We start from the raw sequence: 12,125 nt of genomic DNA on the forward strand, positions 1-12,125 counted from the left end.
TTATGTTAAAGGCTTTAATGGAGTCCATTCTCTAAAAATCAAGTTTTTGTTAGAATGGTATGTTATATGACAAAACTTGAGTACAATTTGGATGTCTAAAAGCCGTATCATTTATCCTGGAACATTTGATCCGATTACAAAAGGTCATATTGATTTAGTTGTGAGAGCATCAAAGATGTTCGATGAGGTTATTGTCGCGATTGCTGTTGGGCATCATAAAAAACCACTTTTTTCTTTAGAAGAGCGTGTAGCACTTGCACAACAATCTTTTTCTGAGTTAGACAATATTAAGTTTATCGGTTTCGATGGCTTACTTGTTAATTTTTTTAATCAGCAAAAAGCAACAGCAGTTTTACGTGGTTTAAGAGCAATATCAGATTTTGAATATGAGTTTCAACTTGCCAATATGAACAGAACGCTAGATGCAAGATTTGAAACGGTATTCTTAACGCCATCTGAACAGTACTCATTTATTTCATCAACGATGGTTCGTGAAATTGCTCGCTTAGATGGTGATGTTTCAAAATTTGTGCCTGAGCATGTTGTTCAAGCATTTCAGCGTAAGTATGCAAAAGGGTAATTAAACGTGTCATTGTATATTACAGATGAATGTATCAATTGTGATGTCTGTGAGCCAGTATGTCCAAATGAAGCCATTTATCTTGGTGATGTGATCTATGAAATTGATCCTGATTTATGTACAGAATGTATAGGGCATCATGACAAACCACAGTGTCAGCTTTTTTGTCCTGTCGACTGTATTCCTAAAGATCCTGAGCATGAAGAAAGTGAAGAAATATTGCTTGAAAAGTATCATCGTTTAATTGGTCAAAAAAATACAAGCATTTCTGAATAAGATTTGCTAATATGTGCGCCGAAGTGAGCTGGACGGTCGCTGCTATTAAGGTCTTCGTGACTAAAATAGGGGAGGAAAGTCCGGGCTTCGCAGGGCAAGGTGCCAGGTAATGCCTGGGTGGCGTAAGCCAACGGAAAGTGCAGCAGAGAGTAGACCGCCATATTTATATGGTAAGGGTGAAAGGGTGCGGTAAGAGCGCACCGCATGTCTGGTAACAGTACATGGCATGGTAAACCCCACCTGAAGCAAGACCAAATAGGAATCCACATAGGTATGGCCCATACTGGATTCGGGTAGGTCGCTTGAGCGTATGAGTGATTGTACGCCTAGAGGAATGATCGTTCTCGACAGAACCCGGCTTACAGGCTCACTTCACAGATTTTATAAAAAAGTATTGACTATTCTTTTTTAAGCAAATAGAATGCGCAAACAGTTTTCGGCTATGTAGCTCAGTTGGTTAGAGCACAGCACTCATAATGCTGGGGTCACAGGTTCAAGTCCAGTCATAGCCACCATTTTATAGACCATGCACCCTTGTATGGTCTTTTTTTATGGCTTAAGCACATACAATATGCTTAAAATGCTTTTCCAAACCTTTCTTATTTTCTGTTTCATTGTCTATAAATAGTGTCGTTATTTCTTCAGATTTCGCATAATTAATTCGACTAACAGTACCTACTTTGGTGTGATCTGCCAAAATAAAGGTGTTTTTACTATGCTTAATCATTGCTTTTGCAATTTCAGCCTCTTCAGATGAAAAGCTCGTTGCGCCATGTATAGGATGTATGCCTACAGGCGATAAAATGGCAATGTCGGCATAATAGCGTTGTATTTCTGAGATGACATGTTCACCTTGTGTTTGAGGGCGTTGTACGATTTTCCCACCTAAAAGAATAATTTCATGTTTGGCAGTAACTTGGTCTTCATTTGCAAGCGTTAAATTAAAAACAGCTTGCAAGCTATTGGTAATAATCGTGAGGCCCGAAAAGTTTCTTAACTCTTCTGCAAGTATAGACGTAGTGCTTCCTGCATCTAAAAATATGGTTTGTTTAGGCTTTAAATGTCCTAAAACTGCCCGTGCAATATGACGTTTTTCTTTTACCATTTGAGATTGACGAATAGTTAAAGGAGCTTCGTTAATCACATCATCAATGCATGTAATACCACCATGAACACGTTTAACAAGACCCAATTTTTCTAGTTCAACAATATCTCTTCTTGCTGTCTCTCTAGAAATATTGAGCTCTTGCATCACACGCTCTGTACTCATATTTCTTAAACTAGAAAGTAATCCAAGAATACGCTGTTGTCGCTCTTGTTGAATCATTGTTTTTAAAATCTCAAAGTATCTAATTTAAATATTACTTTTTTTCAGATAAGAAAGCGATATTTTTGTGTATAAAAAAGTATTTGTGTATTTTATTGCATTTTATAAAAACTATATTTATATTGGAATGAATGAAAAATAATCTGTGGCATTTAAAGGACAGCACGATGGTTACACGATCAACAATTATGGATACAAATAGCTTTCGAGCTGAGCATGCTGCTGCGCTTGATAGTGATACAAAAATATTGACAGATAAGCGAGGAGAGGTCTTAGGTGAATCTTATCGTCTGTTTTATCGAAATCCTGTACACCTTGTAAAAGGAGAGGGGCAATATTTATGGGATGCAAATGGTACAAAATATCTTGATGTTTATAATAATGTTGCGAGTATTGGTCATTGCCATCCACGTGTCATAGATGCGGTTACAGCGCAAATGCAGCTTTTAAATACACATACACGTTATTTGCATGAAAATATTCTCAATTATAGTGAAAATATTTTAAAAACAATGCCATCTGAAGTTAATCGCGCTATGTATATGTGTACAGGCTCAGAAGCAAATGATTTAGCGATTCGAGTTGCGCGTGAATATACAGGAGGTATGGGAATTATTGTTTCACAAGAGTCATACCATGGCACAAGTGAACTTACTTCAGGATGCTCTCCTGCATTAGGTACAGGACAAGCGCTAGCAACAACGACACGATGTGTACCTGCACCAGACCAATATCGTGTAGAGCATGCAGATATGGGTGATTGGTTTGCAGCTCAAATACAAACCCAAATTGATGATATGAAGGCAAAAGGTATTAAGTTTGCAGGTTTCTTGGCCGATTCTATTTTTTCTTCTGATGGTGTGATGTCGCATCCTATTGGCTTCTTAAAAAAAGCAGTAGATGTGGTACATAAAAATGGTGGTGTGTTTATTGCGGATGAAGTGCAACCTGGTTTTGCAAGAACAGGAGATGCATTTTGGGGTTTTGAACGTCATGGTGTAGTTCCTGACATTGTGACAACAGGCAAACCGATGGGAAATGGTATTCCTGTGTCAGGATTATTTGCAAAACATGATGTTTTATCTGCATTTAGCGACCAAATTCCGTATTTTAATACCTTCGGTGGTAATCCTGTATCTATGGCAGCGGCTCAAGCAGTTTTAGATGTAATTCATGATGAAAATTTACAACAGCATAGCTATGAAGTTGGTGCTTTATTAAAAAAAGAGCTGACTGAACTCATGAAAAAACATGAATGTATTGGAGATGTTAGAGGTGCAGGTCTATTTATTGGTTTTGAACTTGCAGATCGTGCAAGTAAGACTCCGAATAAAAGATTAGCACTTAATGTTATTGAAGAATTGCGTAACCAGCATCATATTTTAACTTCTGTTGCAGGACCACATGGAAATGTCTTGAAGTTACGTCCACCCCTTGCATTTCAAATGAGTGATATTGATTGGCTTGTTGGTGCATTAGATAAAACATTATCCAATCCAAAAATGTTTGATTAGTGTAGTAATTTCTCTAAATTAATATGCATAAAATATCATGTAAGAAAGAAACCTTGTTTTATTTTTACTCAATTGGCTAATTTGTAACATAATTATGTTTATACAAAGATAAAACCAGTTGGGTGAAATTTATTTATTTAAGTTTTTGATATTAATTGATTTAAATTTATTTTAGAATTGGTTTTTTTGAGACTTAGATGGTTTTTTATATATTTTCTTACATTTGTAGGCTCGACAAAAGATGCCAACTCAGTGATTAATAATAACAATCCAATAACGAAAATATCGTATGATTACATTATTGTTTATTGGTTTGGTTGTCACAATTTTACTGACCCCCGGGCCAACAAATACTTTACTGGCTTCGTCTGGTATTTATAGTGGTATTAAAAAATCTTGTAACTTAATTCCTTCAGAAGCATTAGGTTATCTTATTTCTATCTCTTTATGGGGTGTTTTAATTCATTCTGTGTCAGCTTCTGCACCGTGGTTACCTGCTATTTTAAAGTTAATTAGCGCAACCTATATTTTTTATTTAGCAATTAAACTTTGGCGTACTTCATCTGCTAGTCAGGAGTTTGCAAAGCCAACAATTACGCCAAAAACACTATTTGTTGCAACACTGTTAAATCCTAAAGGTTTACTGTTTGCATCGGCAATTTTTCCACAAGCAGCATGGGCAAGTTTAAATGTATATGGCTTACATATGGCAGCGTTCCTTGCACTTATTTTACCAATCGCATTCTTTTGGATTTGTGTAGGTTCTGTGCTTGTATCAAATAAAGTCAGTTGGTTAAATCAACAAAACTTACAACGTACAGCATCTATTATTTTAATGAGCTTTTCATTGCCATTGAGCTATTCTGCAATAACCGCAATTTAAAAAGGGTCGAAAGACTCTTTTTTCTTTTATATAAATAAAAAGTACTGGAGGAAAATAAAATGAATAATAAAAAACCAATTATTTTAATTCATGGTACATGGTGTAAAGGAAATAGTTGGGGAGATGCTTTTATAGAAGCATTAGAAAATTTAGATCTTAAGGTATATACGCCTACGTTACGCCATCATGATTTACCTCTTGGAGAAGGGGCAACTAAGGTCGCATCACTGAGTTTGACCGATTATGTCGATGATTTAAGTATTTTATTACGATCATTACCTGAGCCTGCTTATATTTTAGGTCATTCTTTGGGTGGACTTATTGCACAGCTATTGGCTGCGCGTGAACCTCATTTATGTCGTGGACTTATTTTATTAGGCCCTGCGCCAATGGCAGGAGTTAATGCATTATATCCAACGATGATTCAGGCATTCTATAAACATTTTATGCAATGGAAGTTTTGGAAAAAGCCATTGATGCCAAATAAAGTGACTTTAGATAAATATTGTATGAATTTACAATCTCAAGAGGTTCGAGATCAGTTTTATGATAACTTGGTTGCCGAGTCGGGTAGAGCTTATGCTGAAATGGCCTTATGGTTCTTAGACGGTAAGAAAGCAGCCACTGTCGATACAGAAAGCATTCAAGCACCTGTATTGGTTGTGAGTGGAAGTGAAGATAAGGTTGTTGTTCCTGCAATTGCTGAAGCCACTGCAAAAAAATATAAGAATGCAACTTATATCTTTTTACAAGGTTCAGATCATATGTATATGATGGGTCAGTCTTTACCAAAAACTATGACGTATATAAACGCATGGTTAGATCAGACAGCGTAAAGTAAAGGTATTTATATATCAATCATTTGAAGCTCTTGCTCGTTATAACGTTCACCTGCAATATGTTCAGGAAGAAAGATTTCATCAATCTTTAGAATGTGTTCTTGCTCTATCGTAATGTCACTTGCAGCAATATTATCTTGTAAGTGGTTTATTCTGCGTATTCCAGGAATAGGCACAAGATGTGCATATTTATGTAGCATCCATGCAAGGGCAAGCTGTGCATTTGAACAGTGATAGAATTGTGAAATTTGCTCTAGCTGTTGAATAAGATAATGGTTTTGCTCCACGGCAGTTTTTTGAAATCTAGGTAAGTTTTTTCGAAAATCATTTTCTCCAAGATTCTCTATTTGTAGTTGACCTGTTAGAAAGCCTCGACCAAGCGGACTATAGGGTACAAAGCCAATATTAAGGGCTGTACATGTTGGTAATATTTTTTGTTCAGCTTCACGTGACCATAAAGAGTATTCGCTTTGTACCGCAGTAATAGGATGAACTGCATGTGCCTTACGTAAGGTATTTGCAGAAACTTCACACAGTCCAATGTGCTGAATTTTACCTTCATAAATTAGGTCGGCCATTGTTCCAACGACATCTTCAATAGGGATGGTTGGGTCTACACGATGCTGATAAAATAAGTCAATTGTTTCGCGACCTAAGCGCTTTAAGCTTTCTTCTGCTACTTTTCGAATGTTTTTAGGGTGGCTATCTAAGCCACATACTTGCTTAATGCCTTCTTTGCTTGGGTCGAGCTGAAATCCAAACTTAGTCGCAATAAAGATGTCTTTATAATCTTTAAATGCCTTCTGTAGGAGTTGTTCATTGGCAAAAGGGCCATATACTTCTGCGGTATCGAAAAAATTAATGCCGAGCTCTACAGCTTGATGAAGTATGTAAATTGCTTCTTTTTCTTCTAAACCACCATATGCTGAACTCATGCCCATGCAACCCATACCAATACTAGAAACTTCTAGCTCACCAATTTTGCGCTGTTTCATTGTACTTATCTCAATTATTTATGGTGTTATTAAAGTAAGTGCCCAAAGTTTGATTTACAATTGAGTTAAATTTAATGGTTTATTAAAAATAATTAAAGAATGAGTCGAATTCCTGAGTTTCATCAAATACATGTATTTATGACAGTAGCGAAGTATTTAAGCTTTGCACAAGCCTCAAAAGTGATGAATGTCACACCCCCTGCGATTACGACAACAATAAATAATTTAGAACAGCGTTTAGAGGTCAGACTTTTTCATCGCTCAACACGTAGTGTTTCTTTAACAGAGAAAGGGCGAGCTTTTTTAGAAAGTATGACTCCTATTTATGAGCAGTATATAAATACTTGTGAGGAGTTTACGGCAAATAAAAGTATGCCGAAGGGAAAACTGAAAATAAGTATTCCACGTATTGTACAAGATCTATTTTTTGAGCAGGTTTTTATACCATTTAAAAAGCAGTACCCTAAAATTGAACTTGAAGTTTTGGTTTCAGACGGATTTGTGAGTATTGTTGATGAAGGCTTTGATTTCGGTATTCGGTTTTACGAGTCTATTCCTAAAGATATGATAGCGATTCGTTTTGAAAGTCATGTTTCTCTGAGACCATTTGCCTCACCTTTATTTTTAAAAGAATATGGATGTCCAAAAAATATAGATGAGCTTTCATTATTTAACTGCATACAGCGTCAGTTTCCAAGTGGTGAGAATTACGCGTGGGAGTTTTTTGATGAGCAAAAGCATATTCATAAGAAAACGAAAGGAAATCTAATTGTCAATACAGATCAGATGATGATTCAGGCAGCATTAAATCATTTGGGCATTATTTATGTTTACGATAGCTTGGTTGCTGTATATGAGAGTAGTGGTAGGTTAGAGCGTATTTTGAATCAATATGAATATCCAAGTGCGCCGTTTTATTTATATTATGCAACTCGTGAAAATATCTCTCATGCTGCACGATGTTTTATTGAGTGGATTAAGCAATCTAATGCCGCCACTGGCGAGGTGTAATATTGAACCATCGTTTAAAGGCTCTTGAAAAAGCACTAAGTTCTGAATAGCCTAACAAAAAAGCAATTTCTGAAATTTGGATATGTGTTTGTGCCATATAGTTCTTGGCAAGTTCACAACGTACGCTATCTACAAGTTTACTAAAGTTTGTCCCTTCTATTTTGAGCTTACGTATAAAGCAGGTGTTTGACATGTTTAACGCTGTTGCAATCTGCTCTAAACAAGGCTCTCCCTGACTCAATGAAAGTTGTATACGTGAGCGTGCTTGGTTGAGTAAATCCTGTCGTTGATTATTTTGATTTAATAGTTTTAATGTATCTTGAATGACCTTAAGTAAAATTGGATCTGCATCAGGCATAGGCGTATATGTATCTGATTTTTTAATCACAATTGAGTTATAAGGCTGTTCAAAAAATACAGGTGCATTAAAAAGTTTGCGATGTTCTTGCCATTGTATGGGGCGTGCGTGCTCAAAATGTACTGCACGAGGTGAATAGTTTTGACCAAGTACACCACGAATGACATTCATAAGCATACCTAAAGTGAGCTCTGCATCTTGTCTACGGCATAGTATTGCACCATGTTGGACTTGGTAGTCGATACGCCAACAGTCATCCTGTGCGACAAATTGCATTAAAGTATCTTTTTGATGGAAATGAAAGTAGTCTGCAATATTTTGGAGTGCCGATGCCAAGTTTGGGGAACATAATCCAATATAACCAATTAACCCTAAAGATTTGGGTTGAAACTGTTGCCCATATTCAAGTCCAAAATTATCACAGCCTGAAAGCGATGCAGCCTGTTCAAGCATTTGGCAATAATTTGGAAGTTGAATACTGAGGGTTGGGCTATTGAGTAAGTCAGGGTGTACACCATTTTTATCAAAAATATAGGCGGCATCTGCACCTTTATTTAAAATAAACTCATTTAAACCTGCTGCAGCTGCAGACAATACACCCTGATTACCCATATTGGTTTCAAAAAGAGAGTTATTTGCAAATGGGTGTATTTGTATCATGGCAGATGCTCTTGTATTTATTCTTTTAAATAAAGCAAGATACATACCAAATTATAGATATTATTATGCCGCACCAAGTGGCATGACATCATCATGCTTTAAATATTGCTTACATAGTCTAGTGGTTTCTTTGATCCAATGATTACCTAGACTTTTGGTCATTTCAGTATCTGCATGTGAACCTGTCCATGCAAGCATTTGTATACGACGTTGCATAATGAAACTTGGAATCAGTGCATACTCAAGTTGACTAATATGTGCATGTTGTTCATATCCATTTAACCATTGATCAACCCATTCAGGTGCATGGGGTAGATGCTCATTGAAACTAAGTGCTGCTGCTAAGTCATGCATAAACCAACTTAAACCACAGTCATCAAAGTCAATGACCCCAATTTTATTGTCTTGAAGTAATAGATTGGTTAAGCGTAAGTCTGCATGAATAAGACCATAATATTGTGGAGATTTATCGAGCTGTTTAAGCTGAGTACCAATTGTATGTACAGTTTCTTGAAGTAAGGTTCTATCAAGCTGTGTTAGGTTTTTAACATCTGCCCAATGCCCCCAATGACCTTCTGAGCTCACCATAGTGTCATGATCCCAAATGATACGGTTGAAATGGTCGGGTCTTTGCCATTGTTTACTATGCTGATGAAGCTGTGCAGTAATTGAGCCTAGTTGTTTAAATGCTTTCGGGTCTACATCTGTTGTTGGCATTTCTCCTTGTACCCAATTGAAAAGAACAGCATGTCTTTCAATTTTCGAAGAGTATTTAAGTGTAAGTACATATTCATCATCTTTATTTGTAATGGCTTGAGGTACAGAAATACCATGTTCAGTTAAGGCATCTAGCCAAAGTAATTCACTTTGAATGGCTTTTTTTGAATGATAGTTTGGCCGATGAAGACGTAACGCATATTTTGTGTTTGGCGTTTGAATGACAAAGGTTGCATTTTCAGACTGGCATAAGAGCTTGATTTTTCCTTGATATTGTAAATCATACTGTTGCATTGCTTGTTCTGCCAATGCATATAGCGTAGGAGTATCTAGTATTTCATTCTGCATGATGTTCGCTCGCTTGAACTTTCCTTGATTGTTTACAGCGTATGTGAGTTTGATTTTGTTTGACTTGACAATAAGCACTAAAAAGGTGGTCGTTAGTGTCAAGTCTTTAATGAAATGGCAACGCAATATAAATGTTTCTGCAAAGTATATGTATATCTATACATTAGGGAGGCGGTTATGGATCAGAAGCTGAAACCAACATTAGGAACATTTCATTTGTGGGGCATAGCAGTTGGCTTAGTCATTTCAGGTGAGTATTTTGGTTGGAGTTATGGTTGGGGTGTTGCTGGAACATTAGGCTTTTTGGTAACAACACTTATTATTGCAACAATGTATACCTGTTTTATTTTTAGTTTTACTGAGTTAACGACAGCGATTCCGCATGCAGGCGGGCCATTTGCATATAGTCGTAAAGCATTTGGAGATACAGGTGGTTTTATTGCAGGTATCGCCACACTCATTGAGTTTGTCTTTGCCCCACCTGCAATTGCGATGGCTATAGGTGCCTATTTGAATGTGCAATATCCTGAATTAAACCCTAAATATGCGGCAGTTGGTGCTTATTTTATTTTTATGGGTTTAAATATTGTAGGTGTGCAAATTGCTGCGACTTTTGAATTGATTGTGACAATTTTAGCGGTGATTGAATTGTTGGTATTTGTGGGTGTTGTTCAACCAAGCTTCAGCTTCTCTAACTTTGTTTTAAATGGTTGGGCAGGGCATGCACATTTTAGCTTAGACTCTATTTCGGGAATATTTGCAGCCATTCCATTTGCAATTTGGTTTTTCCTTGCCATTGAAGGTGCAGCAATGGCAGCAGAAGAAGCAAAAGACCCGAAAAAAACAATTCCTAGAGCCTATATTAGTGGCATATTTACCTTGGTGAGTCTTGCCCTAATGGTCATGATTTTTGCAGGGGGTGTGGGAGATTGGAGTAAACTTTCAAATATTAATGACCCTTTGCCACAAGCTATGCGAGCAGTTGTTGGGCATAATTCTGCATGGATGCATATGTTGGTATGGATTGGTTTGTTTGGCTTGGTTGCAAGTTTTCATGGCATTATTTTGGGGTATTCTCGTCAGATATATGCACTTGGTCGAGCAGGGTTTTTACCAAAAAGTTTAGCAAAACTTTCTCGTTTTCATACGCCGTATAGAGCGATTATTGCAGGTGGAGTTGTTGGTATTGCTGCGATTTTTAGTGACAATATTATTCAAATCCAAGGTATGACACTGACAGCAGCAATTGTGACTATGGCATGTTTTGGTGCATTGCTGATGTATATGATGAGTATGCTTAGTTTATTTAAATTACGAAAAACTGCGCCTGATTTAGAGCGTTCATTTTTAGCACCGGGTTATCCTGTTATTCCTGCGATAGCATTAATCATTGCCACGGTTTGTTTCATCTCTATGTTCTACTTTAATTTTGAGATTGGTAAAATATTTATTGCGTTCTTGGTTGTAAGTTATATTTATTTCTTAATGACTAAAAAACAGCGTGAAACTAGTGAAGAATCTCAGCTAGAAGCGAGAAGTAAAGTTATTGATATCACTTCATAAAAAAAGGATGCATAAGCATCCTTTTTTATTCAAATATTTTAGTATTTGTAGTTTAAGCCAAGAGAAAGTAGAGAATCTCTGCTATTACCAATATCTGCTTGAATATCTTTAATATTATAGCTTGCAGATGCTGCAAAGTGTTTTGTTAGATCAGTTGTTAATGCTGTTCTTGAACGGAATGTACGAGAGTCTTGACCAAACTCATAGCCTAAGTCTTGGTTAAAACGAACAGATGGTGTGATTTTGTATTCGTAGAATGCCGCAAGTGTACCCACTAGCTCATTTGTTGTATCTTGTGGAGCAACTTTCTCTTTACTGAAACGATAACCACCACCAATTTCGGTAGAAAGAGATTGTCTATCATCTTTAATTAAGTTTAGACCTAAACCACCTGTTGCACTGAGTTGGTAGTCAAAAGCACTGCTTAAGTCTTTCTCAGCAGTTAATTTACCAAATTGGTAAACCGTGTCTGAGCTACTATGAGATAGTTTTCCTGCAAGTAAATAGCGTTCGATATTATTTTTTGCATTATCATCGTGAGTACTTACAGCACTTGCAAGAACTTCTTGACCCCAAATACCTACTTGGCGTTGAAATAAAATACGCGCAGTTAGATTAGATTTATTTGTTGAGCTACCATTGGTTGTTTTGCTGTTGTTAAAAAGGTAACCAACATCACCTTCTAAACGAAATGGCTTATCTTTATCAACTTTAATAGTACTTGCCCCACCTGTGCGTGTTGGTCCAAGGTCGGCAGCAAAAAGTGAAGAGCCTGCTAAAGTTGTTAAAATACCAATAATAATTTTCTTACGCATTTTAATCTCGTATTTTGGTTTTGTTTGAGTAAAGATAGTTATATCTTTGGTTAATTGTGCGTTGATGTTAAACAATAATCAAAAAAAATTACATAATAGATACATATGTCTTTGTTTTAATTATTTATATAGATCTTTTTTATAAAATTTAAATTTATGTGACTTATGTTTTGTTTTAAAAATACTCATTATATAGAGTATAAAAATAAGGGTTGCTGTATAAGTTGTCTTATACAGCA

The 12,125-nt window shown here is 36.4% G+C and carries 12 protein-coding genes, 1 tRNA gene and 1 other RNA gene; 9 read left to right on the top strand and 5 right to left on the bottom strand.

Translation table 11 applies throughout. The annotated features are described in order from the left end of the window. The first annotated feature begins 91 nt into the window (after positions 1 to 91). The 4 genes from coaD (at position 92) to P256_RS11105 (ending at position 1,371) form a co-directional block, all read left to right on the top strand. Positions 92 to 580 carry a pantetheine-phosphate adenylyltransferase gene (gene coaD / locus P256_RS11095; protein ID WP_023273776.1) on the top strand — a complete coding sequence of 163 codons (489 nt, stop codon included), beginning with the start codon at positions 92 to 94 and terminating at the stop codon, positions 578 to 580. 6 nt (positions 581 to 586) lie between these two features. Further along, a complete protein-coding gene (locus P256_RS11100) occupies positions 587 to 856 on the top strand; it encodes a YfhL family 4Fe-4S dicluster ferredoxin (RefSeq protein WP_023273777.1) in 270 nt (89 codons plus the stop codon). A 20-nt stretch (positions 857 to 876) separates the two neighbouring features. After that, positions 877 to 1,234, top strand: an RNA gene (gene rnpB / locus P256_RS13020) — RNase P RNA component class A. A gap of 60 nt (positions 1,235 to 1,294) precedes the next feature. After that, positions 1,295 to 1,371: transfer RNA gene (locus P256_RS11105), tRNA-Met, on the top strand. A gap of 41 nt (positions 1,372 to 1,412) precedes the next feature. Here P256_RS11105 and P256_RS11110 read toward each other — a convergent pair. Next, the gene (locus P256_RS11110) at positions 1,413 to 2,183 is read right to left on the bottom strand and encodes a DeoR/GlpR family DNA-binding transcription regulator (protein ID WP_023273778.1); all 771 of its coding nucleotides are present in this window, start codon (positions 2,181 to 2,183) and stop codon (positions 1,413 to 1,415) included. 167 nt (positions 2,184 to 2,350) lie between these two features. Between P256_RS11110 and P256_RS11115 the strand changes: the two genes are divergently transcribed. From P256_RS11115 to P256_RS11125, 3 genes are all read left to right on the top strand, one after another. After that, complete coding sequence (locus tag P256_RS11115; protein WP_023273779.1) at positions 2,351 to 3,697, top strand: aspartate aminotransferase family protein; 1,347 nt, start codon at positions 2,351 to 2,353, stop codon at positions 3,695 to 3,697. A gap of 289 nt (positions 3,698 to 3,986) precedes the next feature. Beyond that, positions 3,987 to 4,580 carry a LysE family translocator gene (locus P256_RS11120; RefSeq protein ID WP_023273780.1) on the top strand — a complete coding sequence of 198 codons (594 nt, stop codon included), beginning with the start codon at positions 3,987 to 3,989 and terminating at the stop codon, positions 4,578 to 4,580. 59 nt (positions 4,581 to 4,639) lie between these two features. After that, the gene (locus P256_RS11125) at positions 4,640 to 5,416 is read left to right on the top strand and encodes an alpha/beta fold hydrolase (protein ID WP_023273781.1); all 777 of its coding nucleotides are present in this window, start codon (positions 4,640 to 4,642) and stop codon (positions 5,414 to 5,416) included. A gap of 11 nt (positions 5,417 to 5,427) precedes the next feature. Here P256_RS11125 and P256_RS11130 read toward each other — a convergent pair whose 3' ends face one another. Then, on the bottom strand, positions 5,428 to 6,414 hold the full coding sequence (locus P256_RS11130) for an aldo/keto reductase (RefSeq protein WP_023273782.1): 987 nt from the start codon (positions 6,412 to 6,414) through the stop codon (positions 5,428 to 5,430). A 99-nt stretch (positions 6,415 to 6,513) separates the two neighbouring features. Between P256_RS11130 and P256_RS11135 the strand changes: the two genes are divergently transcribed. Further along, positions 6,514 to 7,425: a LysR family transcriptional regulator gene (locus P256_RS11135; RefSeq protein ID WP_023273783.1), complete on the top strand. Its 912-nt coding sequence runs from the start codon at positions 6,514 to 6,516 to the stop codon at positions 7,423 to 7,425. On the opposite strand, the gene qhpR is transcribed toward P256_RS11135, so the two are convergent. Beyond that, entirely contained in the window at positions 7,400 to 8,443 is a 1,044-nt protein-coding gene (gene qhpR / locus P256_RS11140; RefSeq protein WP_023273784.1) for an AraC-like transcriptional regulator QhpR, read from the bottom strand. The two genes, P256_RS11135 and qhpR, sit on opposite strands and share 26 nt — an antisense overlap. 63 nt (positions 8,444 to 8,506) lie before the next feature. Beyond that, on the bottom strand, positions 8,507 to 9,508 hold the full coding sequence (locus P256_RS11145) for a phosphotransferase enzyme family protein (protein ID WP_023273785.1): 1,002 nt from the start codon (positions 9,506 to 9,508) through the stop codon (positions 8,507 to 8,509). A 177-nt stretch (positions 9,509 to 9,685) separates the two neighbouring features. On the opposite strand from P256_RS11145, the gene eat reads away from it, so the two are divergent. Continuing rightward, positions 9,686 to 11,071: an ethanolamine permease gene (gene eat, locus P256_RS11150; protein WP_023273786.1), complete on the top strand. Its 1,386-nt coding sequence runs from the start codon at positions 9,686 to 9,688 to the stop codon at positions 11,069 to 11,071. Positions 11,072 to 11,109: 38 nt separating this feature from the next. Here eat and P256_RS13010 read toward each other — a convergent pair whose 3' ends face one another. Then, positions 11,110 to 11,886: a DUF481 domain-containing protein gene (locus P256_RS13010; protein ID WP_023273787.1), complete on the bottom strand. Its 777-nt coding sequence runs from the start codon at positions 11,884 to 11,886 to the stop codon at positions 11,110 to 11,112. Between the last annotated feature and the right edge of the window lie 239 nt (positions 11,887 to 12,125).

The organism is Acinetobacter nectaris CIP 110549 (assembly GCF_000488215.1).
GTDB classification, from domain to species: Bacteria; Pseudomonadota; Gammaproteobacteria; order Pseudomonadales; family Moraxellaceae; genus Acinetobacter; species Acinetobacter nectaris.

Excerpts from the sequence above, each read along its gene's own strand:
- P256_RS11110 (WP_023273778.1), bottom strand. The coding sequence starts at position 2,183 with ATGATTCAACAAGAGCGACAACAGCGTATTCTTGGATTACTTTCTAGT.
- P256_RS11130 (WP_023273782.1), bottom strand. The coding sequence starts at position 6,414 with ATGAAACAGCGCAAAATTGGTGAGCTAGAAGTTTCTAGTATTGGTATG.
- P256_RS11120 (WP_023273780.1), top strand. The coding sequence starts at position 3,987 with ATGATTACATTATTGTTTATTGGTTTGGTTGTCACAATTTTACTGACC.
- coaD (WP_023273776.1), top strand. The coding sequence starts at position 92 with ATGTCTAAAAGCCGTATCATTTATCCTGGAACATTTGATCCGATTACA.
- P256_RS13010 (WP_023273787.1), bottom strand. The coding sequence starts at position 11,886 with ATGCGTAAGAAAATTATTATTGGTATTTTAACAACTTTAGCAGGCTCT.
- eat (WP_023273786.1), top strand. The coding sequence starts at position 9,686 with ATGGATCAGAAGCTGAAACCAACATTAGGAACATTTCATTTGTGGGGC.
- P256_RS11115 (WP_023273779.1), top strand. The coding sequence starts at position 2,351 with ATGGTTACACGATCAACAATTATGGATACAAATAGCTTTCGAGCTGAG.
- qhpR (WP_023273784.1), bottom strand. The coding sequence starts at position 8,443 with ATGATACAAATACACCCATTTGCAAATAACTCTCTTTTTGAAACCAAT.
- P256_RS11125 (WP_023273781.1), top strand. The coding sequence starts at position 4,640 with ATGAATAATAAAAAACCAATTATTTTAATTCATGGTACATGGTGTAAA.
- P256_RS11145 (WP_023273785.1), bottom strand. The coding sequence starts at position 9,508 with ATGCAGAATGAAATACTAGATACTCCTACGCTATATGCATTGGCAGAA.
- P256_RS11135 (WP_023273783.1), top strand. The coding sequence starts at position 6,514 with ATGAGTCGAATTCCTGAGTTTCATCAAATACATGTATTTATGACAGTA.